Below are 23,093 nucleotides of genomic sequence, written 5' to 3' on the forward strand. Positions count from 1 at the left end.
TTACAAGATATGCACACCGACAAACTGCAGATGTTTGAGAACAGGCTGACCAAAGTGTTCCGCCACCTGAAGAAAACCGCACGCAGGCAGGGAATTACCTGCTACCGCGTGTACGACCGCGACCTGCCGGAATTCCTGTTCAGTATAGAAATATATGAAGACCATGTATACGTGGCCGAATACCAGCATAACCATGGCATGGAAGAAGATGAACACGAGCAATGGCTGGAAGCCTGTGTCGAAGTCATGGTAAAGGTGCTGGAAATGCCTACCGAAAAAATTTACCTGCGCCAGCGCAAACGTAAAGCCAATCGCCAGTCGCAGTACGAAAAACTGGATACAGAGAAGTATGAATTTAATGTGCAGGAAGATGGGCTTACATTCAAAGTAAACCTCTCCGATTACCTCGACAGTGGCCTGTTCCTCGATCACCGCATTGCGCGCAAGATGGTGCGTGCGGATGCGAAAGATAAGAAAGTGCTGAACCTGTTTTGTTATACGGGGTCCTTTTCGGTGTATGCTGCAGCAGGCGGTGCATCGCTCGTGACTTCGGTAGATCTGTCAAAAACCTACCTGCAATGGGCGGAAGACAACCTGAAGCTCAACGACCTTTACGATCCCGCCAAACACGAATACGTGCATGCCGATGTGCTGCAATACCTCGATACGCTGAAGCTCAACACCTACGACCTCGTTGTTCTCGATCCTCCAACGTTCTCCAACAGCAAACGCATGAAGGACTTCCTGGACATACAGCGCGATCATGTGGACATACTGAACAAAGTGTTGCTGGCCACTAAAAAGGGCGGCGTCATTATATTCTCCAACAACTACCGCAAGTTCGAACTGGACGAAGCGAACATCAATGCCAGTTCGATACAGGACATTACGAAGCAAACCATTCCGTTCGACTTCGAGGGAAAGATCATCCGCAAGTGTTACAAAATCATTAAGTAGAATACGCATGCTCACCGCCTTTATCCTTGTTTATCTCTTAATAACGGTGCTTATTGGCCGGTGGGCCGCCAAACGGGTGCATAGCGCAGCCGACTTCGTTGTAGCGGGGCGTAACCTGCCGCTGGGCATTAGCGCCTGTGTGATTTTCGCTACCTGGTTTGGTTCGGAAACAATGCTGGGCGCTACGGCCGAATATGCGCAGCATGGGCTGTTAGGGGTGATGGAAGATCCTTTCGGGGCGTCGCTTTGCCTGCTATTGGTGGGCCTTTTTTATGCGCGCAAATTATACCGCTTCAACATACTTACCTTCTGCGACTTCTTCCGCATCCGTTACGGGCGTAAAGCTGAATTAGCATCGGCGCTGATGATGGTACCTTCGTATTTTGGATGGATAGCAGCGCAAATAGTGGCGATGGGCATTGTGATCAACAAGGTAATGGGCATTGACTATACAGTGGCCATGGTGGCCAGCGGAGCGCTGGTAATGGCTTACACCTACATGGGCGGCATGTGGTCGGTATCGATCACCGATTTTATTCAAACCATTATGATCATCTTAGGCCTGTTGATCATTACCGTGATCGTTGTGATACAGGCAGGCGGTATTGGTAGCATCATTGACAAAACTCCTCCCACTTATTTTAAGTTCTTTCCTGACCGTAACCTGAACGACTGGCTGCAGTACATAGCGGCATGGATGACGATCGGCCTCGGTTCCATCCCGCAGCAGGACGTGTTCCAGCGGTTGATGTCGGCTAAGAGCGAAAAAGTGGCAGTACGTTCTTCATTCCTGGGCGCGCTGATGTATTTCACCATCGGATCACTGCCCTTACTTATTATCCTTTGCGCACGCATCCTCTACCCCGACCTGTTAAATGACGATCCGGAAGGTATATTACCGGCGATGGTATTACAACACGGCAACCTGTTCATACAGATACTTTTCTTCGGCGCTTTACTTTCCGCTATCATGAGTACCACCAGTGGCGCTATACTGGCGCCGGCCACTGTACTTGGCGAAAACATTATCAGGCCGTTCTTTAAAGATATTTCAGATAAAAAGTTCCTGTTCATTATTCGCTTGTCCGTTGTAGCGGTATCGATCATATCACTGATCATGGCGGTGGGCAGCCGGAATATTTATGAACTCGTGGGCTCTTCTTCTATCCTCAGCCTTGTTTCTCTTTTTGTTCCCTTAACGGCAGGCCTCTACTGGAAATATGCCACCAATGCGGGTGCCATAGCCTCTATCATTGCCGGCACTTTGGGATATTTTATTAGCGACTGGCGGGAAAGCAGCATCCCTCCTTTAATGGTGGGATTATTAGCCAGCATATCGGGCATGCTGATCGGTAGTGTTATGGAACACTGGCTGGGTAAGGCGCAAACAGAAACTGTGGTTTAACGCTTCTTCTTCGTTTTATTCCTGTCCTCTTGTTTTTCTACCAGCCAGTCTGTTTTTTTCCAGACTGTTTTCACCAGTTTAAGAAACTCTTCACGGTATTTACCTTCATCTTTTCCCAAAGATTTTTTAGCGATATCGAGTACCATCTTCACATCGCCCTCCCCTTTGTAGGCCGACTTCCGCACCAGCATACCGAACAGGGTTACGGCAGAAGCGAATCGAAAATCGTTGGAAGCAGTTATAAAATTAGTCAGGGGAGATGTGATATTCTGCTGGAGAAAACGCTCTGTAGAATCAAGCGGGGTGCGGTACCAGATTTTCACGTTCGACAGCAAACTATCGTCAGTATTGGGATTATCAGCAGGTACTATTTCGTACATCGCCACCACACAATGCCCTGCACCAACAATGCCACCTACTATTTTACCCGTACTATCCTCATCATCCTTTAATGATTTATTTTCATACCCAAGCAGTCTGTAACTCTTTACCCTGGCAGGATTGAAGCATACCTGCGCGCGTACGTCCTTAGCTACGGTAAATAATGTACTGCCGAATTCGCGTGCAAATACTTTGTTCGCTTCTTCCAGGTCGTCAATGTATGCGAAGTTACCATTGCCTTTGCTGGACAGTGTTTCGAGTTTGGAATCTTTATAATCCTTCATCCCGAAGCCGAGGCAGGTGAGCAGCACGCCACTTTCTTTCTTTTGGGTGATGAGGTCTTCCATATCACGGTCGCTGGTTTGCCCTACATTAAAATCACCGTCGGTGGCCAGTATTACGCGGTTATTACCATCTTTCACGAAGTTTTCTTCTGCTATCTGGTAAGCCATCTTAATAGCCGCTTCGCCCGCCGTAGCCCCACCGGCACTCAGGTTATCGATCGCCGTAAGTATCTTCCCTTTCTGACTGCCGGGGGTGCTGGACAATATCACACCGGGCGTACCCGCGTAAGCAACGATGGCCACTTTATCTTTATCTCTTAAATTATTGGTCAGCACCCGAAACGCGGCCTGCAGTAATGGCAACTTATTCGGATTACCCATAGAGCCCGATACATCGATAAGAAACACCAGGTTACTGGGCGGCAGGCTGTCCAGGTTGCCCTGCTGGGCGCGGATGGCTATTTGCAGCAGGTTATGTTTCTTTTTCCAGGGACAATCGGCATAGGCTGCATAGATGCCGAATATGCTGTCTTTACCCGGGCAGGGATAATCGTAATGGAAGTAGTTCACCAGTTCCTCAATGCGCACCACATCCACCGGCATGGGCTCTTTGGTACGGATAAAGCGGCGCATGTTACTGTAGGCGGCACGATCTACATCAATAGCGATGGTAGAGCTGCCTTGTATACCTGCATCCAGGAATTTGTTTTCGTACAACTGGCCATACGTTTCATCGAAGAACGACGACATGCCGATCGCAGTATTGCCATAATTGGGATTGGAGTTGCGGGCCGAACGTGCCCTGGCCTTAGCCAGTCCGATAGCATCCACCGCCTTTTCACGCGGGCTCAGCTCTACCATCATCCTGTCGAACTGCTCTATCTTTATTTGTTTGGGATAATACTTGGGATGTTCAAAAAGAAGATACTCCGCGTTTTTGGGCACGGCTACACGAAAAAGACCATACCGGTTGCAGATAGCCTTACCAGTGTCTTTCATAACGGTTATAACGACGTTGTTAACCGGGTTATGACTTATGCTGTCCTGCACCACGCCGGATATCCAGCTTCCCTGCTGCGCCATTAAACGCAGGCTCAGTGCCATTATCACACCCAGCAAAATAAGGAGCTTTCGCATTAGTTAAACGATATAAGGGCCATTGGCCCGGTATAAAGTTAACAAAAATTAATAAATTGTTAGAGGCTTGTTTTTAAGTGATTAACCGTACAACAACGGCAATCCAACCGCAGTAATATTAATCGACCAGCTGGTAAATTTCCGGCAGGTTACGCCCGAGGCCGTCATAGTCCAAACCGTAACCTAGCAGGAACTTATCAGGGACGGAGAAGCCCAGGTAATCGATGTTTACCGGGTGAGTTTGTGCATCGGGTTTATGCAGCAGCGAAGCGATCAGGAGTCTTTCCGGCTGCTGATGTTCCAACTGTGGCAGGAACATGCTGAGGGTTTTACCCGTATCCACAATATCTTCCAGGATCACCACCGTACGGCCGAACAGGTCTTCATCCAGGCCGATAGACGTGATAACGTTACCGGTGGATTTAGTGCCTTTGTACGATATCAGTTTGATGAAGGAAATTTCCGCTTCGATGGTCACGTTCTTAAACATTTCGGCCGCAAACATAAAACTACCGTTCAGGATGGCGATAAACAGGGGGCGTTTACCCTTCAGATCGCGGTCGATTTCGGTGGCCATTTGCGCTACCCGCTGCTGGATGTCTGCAGCGGTAATATATGGTTTGAACTGTTTGTCGTGTACCGTTATGATAGACATGAATCCCGATTTTCTTGTTTAGATTACTGGCTTACCACCAACTGCTGCCCTGTTTTGATATTATTATCAGCCAGGTTGTTCCAGCGTTGCAACTGGGCCACCGTTACATTGTATTTCTTAGAAATGGCGTACATGGTTTCCTTGTCCTGTACGGTATGGTATTTAGTGCCCGAAGGTGGTGTTGCGGGTTTGTTCATGGGGATGGTGGCTGGCCGTACGCTGGCGCCGCCCATTTTACCATCCAGTTTTTTAAGGTCTTCCACCATTTGAGGGGGAAGCGTGTTATCGGCAACAGGTGCTGGTTGGGCAGGCGCAGTGGATTGTGCAGAGGGCGCGCTTCCTTCGCGGGCCTTGGCTATCTCGGTCTTTAAATCCCTTATTATTTTCTTTGGAGATAAGTCCGCCGGTTGCTTGTCTTCTTCTTTCAGTATCGCTACACTGCTTTCGGTAAGTTTCGGTTTGGAAGATGCGTATCCATCCAGCAGCAGTTTTTCGCCGGGAGCAGGCTCCTCTCCTTCTTCCAGTTTATTTCGTTTACGCAGCCACTCCAGTATGATACCTTCTGTTTGCGAAATGGTGTACAGGTTTTCACCTTCGGCCACCACGTGAAAATCGTTAGCGCCTTTGCGGTTCTTACGTTGCAGGAATATGAGCATATCCTGCTCCAGCAGCACAGCGTCCTGCAGGTCGTTATAGTGTACCAGGTTACTTACCCTGATGTCTTTATCATTTGCCATTACCACCAGCGAAGTGCCTGCAGGCGCGTATATCACTTTACGGCCGTTGATCTTGAACTCACCGGACGGATAGTTTGCTGCCGTTGCCTTTGGAATAAACCGTTTCGAGGGATCGCTGGCCACCGGCTGGTCTTCACCGATAAAACCGGGACCGCTTTTCACAATACTACCCTGCTGCCCAAGCCCTTCCAGTGTGTATTGCTGAAGGTCGTACCGTTCAATTACTTCAATAAGCTGTTGCGGATAAGTGCGGCTGGTAGCATAACCAGCCTGCTTTAAACCATAAGCCCATGATTTATAATCCTTCTGATCGTATTCAAACAAAAAAGCGTAGCGGGGATTGCTGCGCAGGAAGTCCGAATGATCTTTCCAGGAATCGGTGGCTTTATCGTATTTACGGAAACATTCCTGGCGGGCATCGTCGTCGTAGTTCACAGACGCGCCAGTCCAGTTGTTTTTACATTTAATACCGAAGTGGTTATTGGAATTTTGCACCAGCCAGCCGTTACCCGACTGTGTTTCGATAATGCCCTGCGCCAGTTTAATGGATGCAGGCACGCCAGAGCGTTGCATTTCGGCAATAGCGATGCTTTTATAATTGGTGATGTACTGTGCCGTAGTAATGGATTGGGCCTGCGATAATGCGGCACCGCCAATAAGAAAACAAAGTAGCAGCAAATATTTTCTTACGTGCATGAATTTGAATTTAATGGTTCGGATAGTAAGCGACTATCTATATAGAACGAATTTAGTCCTTCTTTCGTATTAACAACAGTCCGTCGCGCAGGGTGAGCAACAGGTGCTCGGCACGCCCGTCTGCCGTTACTTTTTCGCAGAACTTCACCATGGCTTTTGCCTGGTTACTGCGATTAGCTTCTTCTGCAAACACCTCGCCGTGAAAAAGCACGTTATCGGCCAGCAGAAAACCGCCTGGCCTTACTTTATCCCACACCAGGTCGTAGTAGTTGCCGTAATTGCCTTTATCCGCATCAATAAAAACAAGATCGAACACCTCGTTTAACTGTGGGATGATATCGGCAGCGCGGCCGATGTGCTGGGTTATTTTATCACCCAAACCCGCTTCTTCGAAATACTTACGGCACATGCCTTCCAGTTCTTCATTAATATCCACCGTGTGCAGATGCCCGTCGGCAGCCAGGCCTTTTGCCAGGCAGATGGCCGAATAACCAGTGTACGTACCAAGTTCCAGGATCCGGCGTGGCTGCATCATCTGGCTAACCATGGTTAAATACCGGCCCTGCAAATGGCCGCTGAGCATATGCGGCTGTTCTACTTTCAGATATGTTTCCCGGTGAAGGCGATATAATATATCGTCTTCTTTCGTCGTGTATTTTTCCGCAAACTCCTGTATCACTGTCGGGATCACCTCCATGCAAAGCAAATTTTTACAAACCTACTTCAAAAACCGCAAAGGGAAAACCCTAAAAGTTAGGTCTTAACTTATTGGTAGTATAGAACACACGGAAATATTCCACCACTTCTTCAGCCGTATCAAATATCTTCAACAGGTTCAGATCTTCGGGGTGAATGTTGCTTTCCTTTTTCATCATCACCGTATCGATCCATTGCAGTAAACCGCTCCAGTATTCTTTACCCACCAGCACCAAAGGTGTTTCCGTCATTTTCTTTGTCTGGATGAGGGTGGCCACTTCGAAAAATTCATCCATGGTACCAAAGCCGCCGGGCATCATTACAAAGCCCTGCGAGTACTTGGCGAACATCACTTTACGAACAAAGAAGTAGTCGAAGTTGATGCTCTTATCTTTATCGATGTGTGTGTTCGGATTTTGCTCGTGGGGCAGGGAGATATTTAATCCCACCGACTTGCCATTTGCCCGCTGTGCGCCGCGGTTAGCCGCCTCCATAATACCGGGGCCGCCACCGGAGATAATACCAAAGCCATCATGCGCCAGTTGTTCCGCTATCTCCATCGCTATTTCATAATAGGGATTTCCTTCCCTTGTACGCGCGGAACCAAAGATGGAAATGCAGGGACCTATTTTGGCCAGGGCCTCAAATCCTTCTACAAACTCGGCCATAATTTTGAATATCTGCCAGCTGGAGTGGGCCTTGGTTTCTGTCCAGTCGCGGTCTTTTAAGTTCTTAATGTGCTCATTCATCACCTGTCTAAATTTTTAGTTTACGTGGATGGCTTTGTTATTTTTAGAGATCAGCCATAACCCAATATAAGTAAACATTCCGTTTACTATTAGCAGTTCGTTGCCAAATTTATATCCGCCGAGCCAGGAAGCTGAGTTTTTACTGAGAACAAAACACAGCGCAGGCGCTATTAAACATACGATCACGGAGCCTTTATCGATGATCGTTCTTTTATTAAATATACCAAAAGCAAATAAACCCAACATAGGGCCATAGGTAATGGCAGCCAGGAACAACACTGTATCTATCAAAGCTGAGTTGTTATATGCCTGGAACAACAGGATGGTTAGCAGCAACAATACTGCCATGCCTATATGAATATAGTTTTTCAGCCGTTTTTGTCCTTCGTTCATGTTATCGGTAGAGCGGCCGAGCATATCGATGTAAAATGATGTGGTGAGTGTGGTTAACACCCCGTCTGCACTGGAAAATGCGGCGGCGGTGAGCCCCACGATAAATGCAATGGCCGCCAGTCCGCCTATACCGTCGATTGCGATGTAGGGGAACAGGGTATCGGTTATGGTGCGACCAGTTACCGGATCAACCGGCAGGGCAAAACCTCGCATTTTGATGTACTCGTAAAACAGGCCGCCCAGTAGTACGAAGGAGCCATTTACCACGGCCTGTATGAATGCAAACCAGTAGATGTTTTTCTTCGCTTCGCCCAGTGTGCGGCAGCTCAGGTTTTTCTGCATCATGTTTTGGTCCAGGCCTGTCATGGCCACGGCTATCATCATCCCTCCAAAAAAGTCTTTGGGAAAGAAGTTAGGGGCTTTCCAGTTGTTCCAGAAAAACACCTGTGAGTGTTCGCTGCGGGCCAGGTTGCCCACAATGTTCGTTACGTCCCAGCCCAATTCCCGGGTAACCATTACAATAATGATCAGTACAGATGAAAGCAGGAACAGCGATTGCAGCGCATCTGTCCATACCAGCGTTTTAATACCACCGCGATAAGTATACACCAGCATCAGTGCTACCATTACGGTAACTGATACCGAAAATGGAATATTGTAATGATTAAATACGATGAGTTGCAATACGCCCGCCACCACAAATAGCCTGGCAGCCGAACCTGTAAGACGGGACAGGATAAAGAACAATGCCCCGGTTTTCTGCGTGGTTGGCCCGAAACGCTCCTGCAGGTAGGAGTAAATGGAGGTAAGTCCGCGTTTATAGAACAAGGGCACCAATATGGCCGCAATGATAAAATACCCGAAAATATAGCCAAAAATGGTTTGGAGATAAGAGAATTGCGCCAATCCGACTTTTCCTGGGACCGAAATAAATGACACGCCCGACAATGTATCGCTGATAAGCCCCAGCGCCACCAGGTACCAGGCGGAGTTACGGTTACCGGTAAAGTACGACTGCGTATCCACCTTTCTGGTGGTGAAGTAAGAGGCCAGGAGCAGTACCACGAAGTAAGCGACGATAAAAAAGACGAATATATAAGGAGCCATGGCTATTGATCTACGGTTGGTATAAGACGCGTTAAAATTAGGTAAATATGAGGAGCTTTAAACTGATAGTATTTTATCAATGAGATTTGAAGCAACCTGAGAGCTACCTGAGAGCCAGGCAAAAAACGGTAATATACTACCATCTTCAATGAAAAACGGGGTCGTTGGAAAACGGCCCCGGTTACGTGAAACACAATATGGGATTACGATCCCAAAAGTTTATGCCTGTTAAAGGCTATAAAATATCTTTAATGTATATGATGTAGAAAAGGCAGTGACGCACGCTAAAAGCGGCAGGCAGCACAATGGCTGCCGGGAAGCATTCACGAGTTAAAGTAGTCACCAATCCAGTCCAAACATAGATCAACGGCCGAAAGTAGCCACAATTATCCTATAAACCAAGGTTTACCCCTGCCGAAAAGATGGGCCGGTTGTAATAAAGCGAACGGTCGTCCTGCAGTACATCATACGAAACCATGATGGTAAAGTAGGAATTGCCGCCGATAGCCTGGTTATAACCTGCGCCGAGCAGCAGGCTTGGTACTCCATATTTATCTTTGTACACCTGTTTTGGATCGGTAGTATAGTCCGTCGTTTTAACAGAAATGTGATTATACTCGGGGTTAGCCTGGATAAAAATGATGTCCAGGGGGTACACGCGGCCAAATAACCCGCCACCCATCAGGGTATACTGGTTACGGAGATAGGTTTCGCCATCGTCGTAGCGATAACGTTCGGAGCCATACTGAAAGTTAATGTTTACACCGGCAGCGAAAAGGCTGGAGAACCGGTAACCGATCAGCGGAGAAACGTTGATATTGGTATAACTGCCAAACCCGAGACCGAGGCCACCACCTACGAAAAGGCGCGATTTATCGAAGCCACCTTCTTTCTTCTCCTTGGGCTCTGTAAATACCCGGCGTTCGTAAGGGCGGGTAGTATCCTGTGCAATAGCCATTTTAGTACCGGCCAGCAACAACAAAGCCAGGAATATACGTTTCATAGAGGAGTGATTTAACATCGAAATTATTAGTTTTTGCTGATTTATCTGCTTAATGGCGGGTAAACCTGCCGAAAAGCCGGGTCAGGCATCAAAATTAAAAGGTTGGACAAAGGGTGGTGCGCTTGGCGCTGCTGAAGCTGCGATTGGGATAAAGACCGGTATACACCAGTCCGAGTTCGTAAGCACCCCTGCGATTATTATAAATTGCCAGGGAGGATGCTGTTACATCGTAGCTAAAGTTTAACCGCACATTACTCATCTGGTACCCCACCATGAACATGGCGGCATCGTTCCAGCGGTAATAAGCACCGCCGAGCAGTTGTTTATCGCCATCCCCGGAGAGGTTGTACTGTACATAACCGCCGAACATGATTTCCTGCGACTTGGCTTGTGTTGAATAATAAGCACCCGGGTTAGCTATGATATTGTTGGTGAGTTTAAGGCTGGCGTTCACGAAGCCGATGTAGCGGCGTTCTATCTGGTTATCACTGGCATAAAAGCTTTCTCTTGGCTTGTTTACATGATGTACGGAGAACCCGCCATTGATATATACCAGTTCGTTGGGAAAATAAGCATAGTTCATACCCACCTGCATATCAAAGTAGGTAATACCGGTTTGGGTGATGGGCTCGCCATTCTGCAACTGAGAATCAAAGAAATAGCCATTCCACTGGTTATCGAAAGTGAGTTTGGCGATATCGATGCGTTTATTGGCCATACCGACATTGAAGCCGGCCGACAGCAAACTGCTTTCGCCCATTAGCTGGTGGTAAGCCACTGAGCCATAGGCTTTGGTAGAAGTAAGATCTCCCGCACCTGCCACATCCCTGAGTACCATACCGCCTAAACCTACCCAGCCATATGTAAGCTGTTCGCGGAACAGCTGGAAGTCACCGAAGGCCGACATGGTTTTGTAAGGCACCGGGATGGAACTCCACTGGTTGCGATAGTTTACGCCGACGCGGTAATTGCCATCGGGAATAAACCCTGTATTGGCCGGGTTGGTGCTAAGGGGGGAATTAAAGAACTGCGAGAAGTGCAGGTCCTGGGCATAACCTTCTCCCGATGCGGCAACGCACAATACTATGATAATATATTTTGCAAACTGCTTCATCATCCTTTCAACTTAAATCGTCTTGAACTAAATCTACTATCGAAGGAGCGTTACACTGCCCGTTCGTGATCCCTTTTGTCCATCGCTGAACTCGATCACAACGGTGTAAGCATATGCGTCCATGGGTTGTAGTTGCCCTTTAAACCTGCCATCCCATCCTGATTTCGGGTTATTGGTTTCAAACATTAGCTGTCCCCAACGGTTAAATACTTTCAGGTTAAACTTAGAGATGCCGAAGCCCCTTACCATAAATACGTCATTACTACCATCTCCGTTTGGCGAGAAGCCGCTTGGCACGTCGAACAGCGGTATCACTATCGCGTCGACAGTCTGGCAAACGGTATCCGCACAGAGGAACTGGTTCTCCGCTACTAAACAAACATCATAAGTACCCGTCTTGTTGTACTGATGTACCGGATTGGCCAGTGTGGAGGTATCTCCATCACCGAATGTCCACCAGTAAAGACTAGCACCCATGGAAGTATTGGTAAAAGTAGTTGGCGTGTTTTCCTGTGGTTTTAACGGAGCAAAATTGAAGCCAGCTACAGGATTTGCATGCACCGTAATGGTCATCGTGGTATCATCCTGCAGGTTACAGGTATTCGGATCGTAGGCTGTCATCCTTACGGTGTACGTACCCGGCGTGGTATAGATATGCTCTGGATAGACGTCCGTGGAGACAGGGCTGCCATCGCCAAAGTCCCATTCGAAGGTAACACCGCCCGAAGAGGTGTTATTGAATATGGCCGTGTATGGCACACATCCATCGGCAGGCGTTTCGAAGCGCGCCGTTACATTGGCGGCCACACGTAACTGTCTTGTAATTACCTCTGGAGCGTTACAATAATTGGTATCTACCAGGGTGAGCGTTACGTTATATACACCTTCCGCAGCATAGTTGTGGAATTGTGTGGTGGTATCGGTTATCACAGTGGGAGAATTATCACCAAAATCCCACACAAACGACCTGTTGGTAAATGGTTTACCGGCTGGAGGTGTAGACAGGTTATTAAAGCGGTACGAAAGGCTGGTACAGGGAGGAATGATCCTGGTAGCCGTGAAGTCTACATTTGCCTGGTCGGCCCTTATACGAACAGGCAGGTACGCTGTGTCGCGCACGTTACAACTGTTAGGGTCGTACTTAATAAGCCTTACGGTATAGTCGCCGATGTTATTATAAGTATAAGTGGCGGTAGGTACCGTAGTAGTTACCGAAGGCGAATTGTCCCCAAAGTTCCACTCCCAGGTGGCGGCCGGCAAATTCGTGGTATCTACAAAAGTGATGGTACTCGGTACGCAATAGTTATTTTTCCTTTCCTGCGTTTTAAAACCAGCTTTCACCCCATCGAGGTTAAATGCGATTTTAAGTGCTGCCAGGTTACAGTTGGGAGGCAGACCACTGGCGTAAGCACCGGGTGTGGTCGGAAACCTGGGCCTGGAGCCGTTACCGCAGGACGAACAGATAGCCTGGTAAATTACCCCGTTACGGTCGAACCGGCTGGTACCACCATCTACGTGTTCGAGCAACTGGTTACCGCCGTAAAACGTACCGTACAACTGGGCCGTAGCATCACGTTGTAATACAAAGAAATAGAAGTCGCTACCATCGGTTTGCGGCTTACGGGCGTCCGGGGTTACCGGCAAACCGTAGGTGTTTGAGTTCGGATAACGGGCCAGCGTATTTAATTCACCACCCCAACCGGATACGTACACGTTCTGACAACGGTCTACCAGGAATGCGGTGGGTGAAATACTGGGATACGACGCCTGTTTACCAAAAGTCGTTGAGTATACGATGTTAGATAAATTAGCTTCCAGTTTAACGATGAACTGTTTCGAGTTATCGTTGTAAAAAGTAGCGGTGCCTGTAGGTTGCTTAACCGGCCAGGCCCCTTCGGTGGTACCCATCACGTACACATTACCACCTACGTCGGTTTGCACGCCGTACACTTCATCGGCCTGGTTGTTATCGGAGCCCATAAAAGTGCTGTGTAACAAACTGGTACCGTCATTAGAAATATGCGCAATGTACCCATCGCAAATACCACCGCGGAAAGCAGGGTAAATACCGCTGCCTGCCATCGGGAAGTTGCTGCTGGCCGTGGCACCAGCGAGGTATAAAGTGTTATCGATATTCAGTGCAATTACATATCCTGCGTCTTCCTTATTTCCTCCTAAAAAGCTTCCCCATAAAAGCGCGTTACAGGCAGGGTTGATTTTAAGCACCACCGCATCCTGCGAGCCACCGCCGTAGGTAGACTGGAAAGTTCCGGTAGTAACGGGAAAGTTGGTCGATTGGGTAGAACCGGCAACATAGATGTTATCCGCACCATCCACAATCACTTCGCTACGGGCATCATCCCCGTAGTTCCTTAACAGGCTCACCGCACCTCCCGATTTAGAAGGACGGATGTTTACACCATCGTTACCACCGCCACCGATTTTTATCGAACCAATTAAGGCAGTGCCGGTAGCGTTCAGTTTCGTAATCACCATGTCATAACTCCCACCGGGCCCGATGGTGGTGGGTGCGGGATAGTTAGCGGAATTAGTACGGCCCGATATTACGAGGTTGCCCTGCGAATCGACCACCAGGCTATGCGGCTGTTCTTCACCGCTGCCACCCAGGTAAGTAGAGTAAATAGCAGTCGTTCCTATCGGATTAAATTTCGTGATCGCAATGTCATACTCGCCACCACCCATTGCATTTTGCAAAGCACCGGGCGTAACGGGATAACCTACACCGAACACAATACCGCCCGCATAGAAGTTACCTGCCGGATCGTAAGTAGCCGTATAACCCCAGTTATCGGCCTTGGAACCGGTAAGTGTGGAGAACACCACGTTAGGATCGATAACCAGCGGGAACGAGTTATCGTATTTGCCGGACACCTTATAGGTTACTTTATTGTCTTTTAACTGGTAGCTAACTTTAACGGAAACACGCTGATTATTAACGTACTGGTAAGCGAACGGCATTAATTCGATCGCCTCGCCCACGCTTGTGGTAATATACAGCTGTTCCTTTTTGATATTCATTTTATCCGCCCCTTTGTATTCCAGTTGAATTTTGGAAGGGTCGGCACCGGGATGCACGATGAGATCGTACTTCATTTGGCCTCCGTCTGAATACACATGAAGGTCGATATTGGGGTAGAGATTTTTGTAAGTAACAGACTGATAGTTCATTACCCCGCTGCGCCAATACGCAGGATCGTTGCCAATAAAATAGTTGCTGTAACCACCGGTTGGTTTGTCGGGCACTATTTCCGGGTTGGGAGAAGCGTTAACGAACGTTACCTCGTACGCATGCCCCCTCACCTGAGAGGCGGTTAATTCTCCGGCACCACTGTTACCTCCGCTGCCTGGCTTACCAGGTGCTGGAACGAACTGTTTTTTGTCCGGATCAAAAATTACGTCTGAATTATGTTTATGTCCATGATTAAGTTCCGGCACCCGCGCAATATCTTCCTTGCTCAACATCAGGTAAGTAAACCCGTTTTTCTTCAGGAATATCGTGGTACCGCCAAGATCGGTTTTAAAAAGAAAGTCTCCTTTCCATTGTCCCTTATTCTCTACAAACTCAAGCGGCGTAAAGTCGCTACCGGTACCCTGCGCTTTGGCAGTTGATACCAGCATTGCTAACATAACGCAAAACAGACCGATAGGGAAAATTGATTTCAAGCGGCTAGATTTAATATTTATCTCACTACAACTAATATACTATTTTTTTAACGGACAGGGTCGCGTAATGTTACTGTTTTCGCTAAAAAAACCCTTTACTGATGGTACGTGGTTAAAATGATATATGGCGTTGTACACCAACATGGTTACACCATAAACGTAAAAAACCTTAAGATATTTTACTCCACTGGGATTTTGACTTTTGGGTGGCCAGAAAGTCGGAAAGTCCTTTATTCTCAGGGGCTAACAAATCAGGGTCTTCTTCCAGCAGTTTTTCCGCACATTCACGGGCGGCCGCTAACATGGCTTTATCCTGTACAATATCGGCCAGACGGAGATCAAGGATACCGCTCTGCCGGGTACCTTCCATATCACCAGGACCTCTCAGTTCCATATCTTTCTCAGATATAACAAACCCGTTATTGGTTTGGACCATTACCTTGATACGTTCACGCGAATCATTGCCTATTTTATTGCCAGTCATGAGTATGCAATACGACTGATCGGCACCACGCCCAACGCGGCCACGCAACTGATGCAACTGCGACAGGCCGAAACGCTCGGTGCTTTCGATCACCATTACAGAGGCATTAGGTACGTTCACCCCCACCTCAATTACCGTGGTAGCCACCATAATCTGGCTTTCGCCGATCACGAAACGGTGCATATTGTTTTCCTTCATTTCCTGTGGCTGGCGGCCGTGTACCATGCTAATCAGGTACTTAGGTTCGGGAAAGAAGGCCTTCACTTCTTCATAGCCCTTCATCAGGTTCTCATAATCCATCTTTTCCGATTCATCGATAAGTGGATATACGATATAGGCCTGGCGGCCTTTTTTAATTTCCTCGCGGATAAAGTCCATCACCTGCGGGCGTTGCCACTCGTTGCGATGTACCGTGGTAATAGGTTTACGGCCCGGTGGCATTTCGTCTATCACCGATACATCCAGGTCACCGTATACCGTCATGGCCAGTGTACGGGGAATGGGCGTGGCGGTCATTACCAGCACATGCGGTGGTGTGGTATTTTTCTCCCAGAGGCGGGCACGTTGAGCCACCCCAAAGCGGTGCTGCTCATCGACAATAGACATGCCGAGGTTCTTGAACACAACACCCTTTTCCAGCAGGGCATGGGTACCCACGAGTATATGCAGACTGCCATCCGCAGCAGCTTCCAACACCTTTTTACGCTGCTTGCCTTTGACGTTGCCCGTAAGCAGTGCGATGTTGAGCGGCATATCCTTTATTTGCTCCGCAATGCTTTTAAAGTGTTGTTGCGCCAATATTTCTGTAGGCGCCATGAGGCAGGCCTGGCAACCATTGTCGTTGGCCAGCAGCATCGTTAGCAGGGCTACCATAGTTTTGCCGCTACCTACATCGCCTTGCAGCAGGCGGTTCATTTGTTTACCGGTAGCCGTATCCTGCCTTATTTCCTTTAACACCCGCTTTTGCGCCCCTGTTAGTGCAAACGGGAGATGATTATTATAAAAATCGTTGAACAACTCCCCAACCTTACCGAATATAAAGCCATGCGATTGTGCCTGCCGGCGTGCCTTCAGGCGGCATATCTTCATCTGCACGAGGAACAGCTCTTCAAACTTAAGCCGGCGTTGCGCCTGTTTGGCGTCTTCGTCCGATGCGGGCAAATGGATCCTGAAATAGGCCGTGCTGCGCGGCATCAGGCGAAACTGCTGAAGGATGGGTTCCGGGATATTTTCAGGTATCTCCTTCAGGTTCAGTTGTTCCAGCAGGTTCTGGGTCAGTTTTCCAATAGCCTTAGCCGTTAGTCCGCGGGCTTTCAACTTTTCGGTGGTTGGATAAACGGGCTCCAGGTGTGGTTTGCCATCGGCAATGGTTTCGGTCAGCAGGTCCATTTCCGGATGACTCATCTGGAGGCTGCTGTTAAAAACCGATATTTTGCCGAACACCAGGTAATTCACATTCTCGCGCAGGGATTTTTGCATCCACTGCCAGCCCTGGAACCAAACGAGTTCTATCACACCGGTATCGTCGCGGAGCCGGGCAACCAGGCGCTTTGAACGCCCATCGCCCACCACTTCCATGGAAATAATACAGCCTTTTACCTGTACGTAGTCGAGTTGCATGTGCAGGCTCGTAATTTTCGTTACACGTGTACGGTCTACATAACGGAACGGAAAATATTCGAGCAGGTCGCGGAAAGTAAATACGCCGATTTCTTTTCGCAACAACTCCCCTTTCTGCGGCCCCACGCCTTTCAGGTACTCGATCGGATTGTTTAATATGGAAGATATGTAAGAGATGGTTACCCCTGGTTTATTAAGGCTGCAAAATACTGCATTGATTGAAAAGAACGTTAGCGGACTACGATCTTTTTCATCAAACAGGCTTGGGTTAAGCGGATAAAAAAGGGCCGCCTTTGTGAAGGCAGCCCTTAGCTATGTTGATGCTGAAATTACTCAGCGCTTGCTTCTACTTTGCCTTCGATGAAGCTCTTCATCCATTCTGTAGTAACAGATTTTGGTCTTTCGATAGAGAGACCCAGCGCCCTGTCCCAGCAGAGGGAAGCCAGTACGCCCAATGAGCGGGAAACGCCGAACAATACGGTATAGAATTCGTATTCTACCAGGCCGTAATGCACCAGCAGCGCGCCGGAATGCGCATCTACATTAGGCCATGGGTTTTTAGCTTTACCCAGTTCGGTAAGAACGCCAGGCACAACATCGTACACCATCCAAACGATTTTCACCAGTTCATCATCGGGCAGGTGTTTCTTAGCGAACTCCATCTGCGCGGTGAAACGTGGATCCGTTTTACGCAGTACGGCGTGACCGTAACCAGGTACAACTTTACCATCGGCCAGGGTTTTACGCACATACTTTTCGATTTGCTCTTTGGTAGGGATACCACCGCCAAGTTCCTCCTGCATAGCCAGTATCCAGCGAATTACTTCCTGGTTGGCCAGGCCGTGCAGCGGACCTGCGAGGCCATTCATACCGGCAGAAAACGACAAGTAAGCATCGCTGAGGGCAGAACCTACCAGGTGCGTGGTGTGCGCGCTCACGTTACCACCTTCGTGGTCGGCGTGAATAGTCATGTACAAACGCATCAGTTCACGGAACCCTTCGTCGTCGTAACCCAGCATGTGAGCAAAGTTACCTGCCCAGTCGAGCAAACCGTCGGGTTGAATATGCTGGCCGTTTTTGTATTTGCGGCGGTATATATAGGCAGCTACGCGTGGAAGACGGGCAATGAGGTTCATTGAGTCTTCGTACATATAGCTCCAGTAATCCTTTTTGTTGATGCCTTCTGAGTAAGCCTTAGCGAACAGCGATTCCGTTTGCAGGGCCAGGATGCCCACGTTGAACATGGTCATCGGGTGGGTCGTGATCGGCAATGCTTCTATGGCGTCAAAAACGTGGTTAGGAACGTGGGAACGGCGGGCCCAAACACTGGAGAGGTGTTGAACATCTGCCTCAGTAGGCAATTCGCCCATCAACATGAGATAAAACAATCCTTCCGGCAGCGGTTCTGCACCACCTGGCACTTTAGGCAGGGCTTCAGCCAGCTCGGGGAGAGAGTAACCGCGGAACCTGATTCCTTCATTTGCGTCGAGCAGGGAAGTTTCTGTAACCAGCCCTGTAATGCCACGCATACCCTGGTATGCCTGTGCGATCGTAACATCTCCAATGACTTTGCTGCCGTGGTTCTTCAGCAAATCCTTCACTTCTGCGCTCAGCTCATCCGCCTTTACCTTGAATTTTTCTTTTATATAACTCATTTTGACGCAATTATTTAAGATAAAAAACTAATTCGATCAATGTACAAAAGTAACGATTAATGACAAAATTTAAGATGAAATTGAGGTTAAAATTTGGAAAGAATGTGATAAGAGCGGTTAAAGGGCAGTGTAACGATATACTGGGTTAAAATGAGTTTATATAGGAAATATTGATTTATTTGTTCATTGGCCTTCATCCCGTCTATGAAAAAAGCAGTCAGCACGAAGGATTGTATTAACAGCTAGCGTATAACCTTATCAGTTTTCTCAAACTGCGCAAAGAGGAGCGAAATACAGAAGCCCTGATCAACGATTTGGTTATCTAAAAACAGTGAGGCAGCGATCATCTCGCGGCCTTTCTTCATAATATCTTATCACACATCACTTCGGCGCGCGCCTGTACAGGAACAACGCCAATGCACCAAACACGAAGTTCGGTATCCAAACCGCTAACATTGGGTTGAGGCTTGCTTTGGTGGCAAATACAGTAGAGAATTGAAGGAAGATAATGTAACTGGCGCTGATCACAATACCGATGGCCAGGTGCAAACCACTGCCGCCACGTACTTTACGGCTGCTCATGATCACGCCGATGATACATAATATTACCACAGCGGCACCGGCGGACAGGCGACGGTACTTTTCTACATAATATACACTGAGCCCTTCTGCACCACGTAACTCCTCACGTTTGATAAACGCGTTCAATTCCGAGGTGGTCATTGCTTCCTGCATGTTTTTCTCTTCTACCATCTCCGTGGGTGAAAGCGGTATTTTAAGCATGGTGTCTGCTTTCTGACTTACACTTTCTTGCAGGCCATTTATATACCGCTCGGATACATTCTCCAGTTTCCATGCTTTTTTGGTGGAATCCCAGGCCACACGGTTGGCCTTTAGTTTATAGTACACCTGCAGGCCACGTATTTTCTGGAGTGTGAAGTCGGAACCTGTTTTGTATTTAGGGGTGTAATAGCTGAAAGTAACGTAACTGGTGGTATCGATGCGGAGCGTTTTGTCGTTGATATCGTCCCCATCCTTTTTTCTGCCTACGTACTTATTCTCGAAAGTGGTACGTATGCGGTTGGCCCGTGGTATTACCCAGAGGTTGGCCAGGTATAGTATACTGCCGAAGAGGATAGCCCCTACCCAGTAAGGGCGCATGAACCTGCGGAAACTTACGCCGGAAGCCAGGATGGCAATAATTTCCGACTTATAGGCAAGTTTGGAAGTAAAGAAAATAACAGAAATAAAGATGAACAGCGGGAACAACAATGCTGCGATATGCGGCACAAATCCAATGTAGTACTCCGTCACCACCTGCCAGAAGGAAAGGTCGTGCTTCATAAAATCGTCTACCTTCTCCGTAATATCGATTACCACGGAAATAACCAGCAGGATACCCAGTGAGTAAACAAATGTACCGATGAACTTGCGGAGAATATACCAGTCTAATTTTTTCATTGCGCTGTTGTTGCCCGACCTTCAAACATGCAGGCGGCCCGAAGGTATAAAATTATGTTTTTTTGATACATTTCATCAGCGCCTTACCTGCAATTGTTGCACCATTTTTGTTTTCCAGGTGGCAAAGGTGCCTGCAAGTATTTGTTTGCGGGCTTCTGTTACCAGTTCCAGGTAAAAACTGAGGTTATGAATACTGGCCAGGGTGAGAGCAAGGAACTCTCCCGCCACAAACAGGTGGCGCAGGTAAGCCTTGCTGTAATCGCGGCTGGCGGCACTGGTACTGTTTGCATCGATAGGACTGAAATCGGTAGCCCACTTCTTATTTTTAATATTGATAACGCCCTCCCAGGTGAACAACATGCCGTTACGGCCGTTACGGGTTGGCATTACGCAATCAAACATATCTACGCCCAGGGCGATGTTCTGCAAAATATTCCAGGGAGTGCCCACGCCCATGAGGTAACGCGGCTTATCCGTCGGTAATTGCTCACAAACCAGTCCGCACATATCGTACATTTCCTGTTCCGGTTCGCCCACGCTAAGCCCGCCGATGGCGTTACCTGCACAGTTACGGGAGGCAACGAATTCAGCAGAGGCAACACGCAAATCTTTATAGGTACTGCCCTGGATGATGGGAAACAACGTTTGTTCGTAACCATAGGCCGGTTCCGTTTCGCCGAAACGCTTAATGCAGCGGTCGAGCCAGCGGTGCGTAAGCTCCATGGATTTACGGGCGTAGCGGTATTCTGAGGGGTAAGGCGGGCATTCGTCGAAGGCCATAATAATATCCGCCCCGATCGTACGCTGGATATCCATTACATTTTCCGGGGTAAAGAGGTGGCGGGAGCCATCGATGTGCGACTGAAACACCACTCCTTCTTCCTTGATTTTACGGTTGGCGGCCAGGGAAAACACCTGGTATCCTCCGCTGTCGGTGAGCAGTGGACGGTCCCAACCGTTAAATTTGTGTAATCCGCCGGCGGCCGACAGTACCTCCAGCCCTGGACGAAGGTACAGGTGATAAGTGTTTCCCAGGATGATCTGCGCCTGGACGTTCGTGCGCAATTGCTCCTGGGTAACGGCTTTCACGCTGCCCACAGTGCCTACAGGCATGAATATCGGCGTTTCTATAACGCCATGCGCGGTGGTAATTTTACCGGCCCGCGCGCCGGAACCGCTATCGGTCGAAATTAATTCAAATTCCATACTGGCTGCAAAGCTATTGGAAAAAGAAAGAAGGGAAAACCTCTTTTTTTTCCACACAAATACATAGACAAATAAAAACATATATTTTTGCACTTGCTATGTCTGATCAGATCGGGATTATTATCTTCTATATCTTCGCCTCCGCCGCAGGGGTTCAAACCCTCTATTACCTCTTCTTTTTCTCGAGGGTGGCCTTTTACAACCGTAAATTTGACGAGGACCATACGCCACAGCAGGACGTTTCGGTGATTATTTGTGCCAAGAACGAGGAGAACAACCTGGCGCGTAACCTGCCAACGGTGTTACAGCAACGTTACAACCAACATAAGAATCCGGCGTATGAGGTGATCGTGGTAAACGACAATTCTGAGGACGACACAAAATACTATCTCCGCAACATAGAACCGGGTTATCCACATTTCCGGTACATCGATCTTAAACAATCCGCGCTGTTCATCCCCGGTAAAAAGTTTCCGTTAAGCATGGGCATTAACGGAGCCAAACACCCAACGGTGTTGCTTACCGATGCCGACTGCAAACCCGGCAGTATTCACTGGCTGTCGATGATGAGCCAGGGTTTTACCAATGGAACAGAGATCGTACTGGGTTACGGGCCTTATTATAAGAAACCCGGCTTCCTGAATAAACTGATCCGCTACGAAACTTACTTTGCCGCTTTACAATACCTTTCTTTCGCCCTGGCAGGCATTCCGTACATGGGTGTGGGCCGTAACCTGGCTTATAAACGCGACCTGTTTTTCCAGCAAAAAGGGTTTACCTCGCACCAGCACATTGCTTCCGGCGATGATGACCTGTTTGTGAACAAGGCAGCCAGGCGTCACAATACCAACGTGGTTATCCATAAACATGCGTTTGCCTACAGCGAGCCTAAGGACACCTGGAAAAGCTGGTTCCGCCAGAAGACCCGTCATATGAGCACCGGCAAACTTTACCGGTTTGGTCATAAAGTTATGCTCGGCATCTTCTCCCTCTCCCACTTCGTTTTTTACCCTGCCATGATCGCCGCGCTGTTTTATACACCACTGCTATATTGGGTACTGGGTATTATCGGGGGTAAACTGCTGATACAATCTGTAATCACCTATTACGCACTTAAAAAGCTGGACGAGAAGGACTTATTCATTTATAGCTGGCTGATGGACATCCTGATGTTCCTATATTATGTTATCTTCACGCCCGCATTGTTCTTTAAGTCGAAGAACAAGTGGAAGTAGCGAATTAGATTACATTATGGAGATCCTTCTCAAATATTTCAGTGATTTTACGCCCGTTCAGTTGGACCAACTGAAGGCCCTCGATGCGGTATACCGCGAATGGAATGAAAAGATAAACGTGATTTCCCGCAAGGACATTGACTCTTTGTACGAAAAACACGTGTTGCATTCCCTGAGCATTGCCGCCATTGCCGACTTCCCGAACGGCATGCAGGTGCTTGATCTTGGTACGGGCGGCGGATTTCCTGGTATCCCACTGGCTATTTTCTTCCCCGACGTACAATTTCACCTGGCGGACTCCATCGGTAAAAAAATAAAGGTAGTAGAAGCTGTAGTAGAGGCTTTAGGCCTTAAAAACGTCACCTTCCAGCATACCCGTGCCGAGGAAATCAGGAACCGCAAGTTCGACGTGGTGGTTTCCCGTGCAGTAGCCC

General features: G+C 48.3%; 17 protein-coding genes. 4 read left to right on the forward strand and 13 right to left on the reverse strand.

Annotated features, from left to right (window positions below):
- The first annotated feature begins 9 nt into the window (after window positions 1–9).
- Both QZT80_RS19110 and QZT80_RS19115 read left to right on the forward strand, forming a co-directional pair.
- Window positions 10–957: a class I SAM-dependent methyltransferase gene (locus QZT80_RS19110; RefSeq protein WP_295125773.1), complete on the forward strand. Its 948-nt coding sequence runs from the start codon at window positions 10–12 to the stop codon at window positions 955–957.
- A gap of 7 nt (window positions 958–964) precedes the next feature.
- A complete protein-coding gene (locus QZT80_RS19115) occupies window positions 965–2,362 on the forward strand; it encodes a sodium:solute symporter family protein (protein WP_295125776.1) in 1,398 nt (465 codons plus the stop codon).
- On the opposite strand, the gene QZT80_RS19120 is transcribed toward QZT80_RS19115, so the two are convergent.
- The 13 genes from QZT80_RS19120 to tgt form a co-directional block, all read right to left on the reverse strand.
- Window positions 2,359–4,164 (reverse strand): von Willebrand factor type A domain-containing protein, encoded by a 1,806-nt coding sequence (locus QZT80_RS19120; protein ID WP_295125779.1) that lies wholly within the window; start codon window positions 4,162–4,164, stop codon window positions 2,359–2,361. The two genes, QZT80_RS19115 and QZT80_RS19120, sit on opposite strands and share 4 nt — an antisense overlap.
- Window positions 4,165–4,282: 118 nt before the next feature.
- A complete protein-coding gene (gene hpt, locus QZT80_RS19125) occupies window positions 4,283–4,819 on the reverse strand; it encodes a hypoxanthine phosphoribosyltransferase (RefSeq protein WP_295125782.1) in 537 nt (178 codons plus the stop codon).
- A gap of 23 nt (window positions 4,820–4,842) precedes the next feature.
- Complete coding sequence (locus tag QZT80_RS19130; protein WP_295125785.1) at window positions 4,843–6,252, reverse strand: glucosaminidase domain-containing protein; 1,410 nt, start codon at window positions 6,250–6,252, stop codon at window positions 4,843–4,845.
- A gap of 52 nt (window positions 6,253–6,304) precedes the next feature.
- On the reverse strand, window positions 6,305–6,949 hold the full coding sequence (locus tag QZT80_RS19135) for an O-methyltransferase (RefSeq protein ID WP_295125787.1): 645 nt from the start codon (window positions 6,947–6,949) through the stop codon (window positions 6,305–6,307).
- 49 nt (window positions 6,950–6,998) lie between these two features.
- Window positions 6,999–7,697, reverse strand: a complete 699-nt coding sequence (locus tag QZT80_RS19140) for a TIGR00730 family Rossman fold protein (protein ID WP_295125790.1) — start codon at window positions 7,695–7,697, stop codon at window positions 6,999–7,001.
- Window positions 7,698–7,712: 15 nt separating this feature from the next.
- The gene (locus tag QZT80_RS19145; RefSeq protein WP_295125793.1) at window positions 7,713–9,197 is read right to left on the reverse strand and encodes a sodium:solute symporter; all 1,485 of its coding nucleotides are present in this window, start codon (window positions 9,195–9,197) and stop codon (window positions 7,713–7,715) included.
- 391 nt (window positions 9,198–9,588) lie between these two features.
- Window positions 9,589–10,200 (reverse strand): hypothetical protein, encoded by a 612-nt coding sequence (locus tag QZT80_RS19150; protein ID WP_295125796.1) that lies wholly within the window; start codon window positions 10,198–10,200, stop codon window positions 9,589–9,591.
- A 94-nt stretch (window positions 10,201–10,294) separates the two neighbouring features.
- On the reverse strand, window positions 10,295–11,317 hold the full coding sequence (locus QZT80_RS19155; RefSeq protein ID WP_295125798.1) for a PorP/SprF family type IX secretion system membrane protein: 1,023 nt from the start codon (window positions 11,315–11,317) through the stop codon (window positions 10,295–10,297).
- Window positions 11,318–11,350: 33 nt separating this feature from the next.
- Window positions 11,351–14,998 (reverse strand): PKD domain-containing protein, encoded by a 3,648-nt coding sequence (locus QZT80_RS19160; protein ID WP_295125800.1) that lies wholly within the window; start codon window positions 14,996–14,998, stop codon window positions 11,351–11,353.
- A 169-nt stretch (window positions 14,999–15,167) separates the two neighbouring features.
- Window positions 15,168–17,321, reverse strand: a complete 2,154-nt coding sequence (recG, locus tag QZT80_RS19165) for an ATP-dependent DNA helicase RecG (protein ID WP_367112881.1) — start codon at window positions 17,319–17,321, stop codon at window positions 15,168–15,170.
- Window positions 17,322–17,431: 110 nt separating this feature from the next.
- On the reverse strand, window positions 17,432–18,757 hold the full coding sequence (locus QZT80_RS19170; protein WP_295125802.1) for a citrate (Si)-synthase, eukaryotic: 1,326 nt from the start codon (window positions 18,755–18,757) through the stop codon (window positions 17,432–17,434).
- A 381-nt stretch (window positions 18,758–19,138) separates the two neighbouring features.
- Window positions 19,139–20,218 carry an LptF/LptG family permease gene (locus QZT80_RS19175; protein WP_295125804.1) on the reverse strand — a complete coding sequence of 360 codons (1,080 nt, stop codon included), beginning with the start codon at window positions 20,216–20,218 and terminating at the stop codon, window positions 19,139–19,141.
- Between the two features lie 75 nt (window positions 20,219–20,293).
- A complete protein-coding gene (tgt, locus tag QZT80_RS19180; RefSeq protein WP_295125806.1) occupies window positions 20,294–21,424 on the reverse strand; it encodes a tRNA guanosine(34) transglycosylase Tgt in 1,131 nt (376 codons plus the stop codon).
- 98 nt (window positions 21,425–21,522) lie between these two features.
- Between tgt and QZT80_RS19185 the strand changes: the two genes are divergently transcribed.
- Both QZT80_RS19185 and rsmG read left to right on the forward strand, forming a co-directional pair.
- Window positions 21,523–22,659 (forward strand): glycosyltransferase, encoded by a 1,137-nt coding sequence (locus tag QZT80_RS19185; protein WP_295125808.1) that lies wholly within the window; start codon window positions 21,523–21,525, stop codon window positions 22,657–22,659.
- 16 nt (window positions 22,660–22,675) lie between these two features.
- A partial coding sequence (rsmG, locus tag QZT80_RS19190; RefSeq protein WP_295125810.1) for a 16S rRNA (guanine(527)-N(7))-methyltransferase RsmG occupies window positions 22,676–23,093 on the forward strand: 418 nt, incomplete at its 3' end.

This window comes from uncultured Chitinophaga sp. (assembly GCF_902168175.1).
Lineage (GTDB): Bacteria > Bacteroidota > Bacteroidia > Chitinophagales > Chitinophagaceae > Chitinophaga.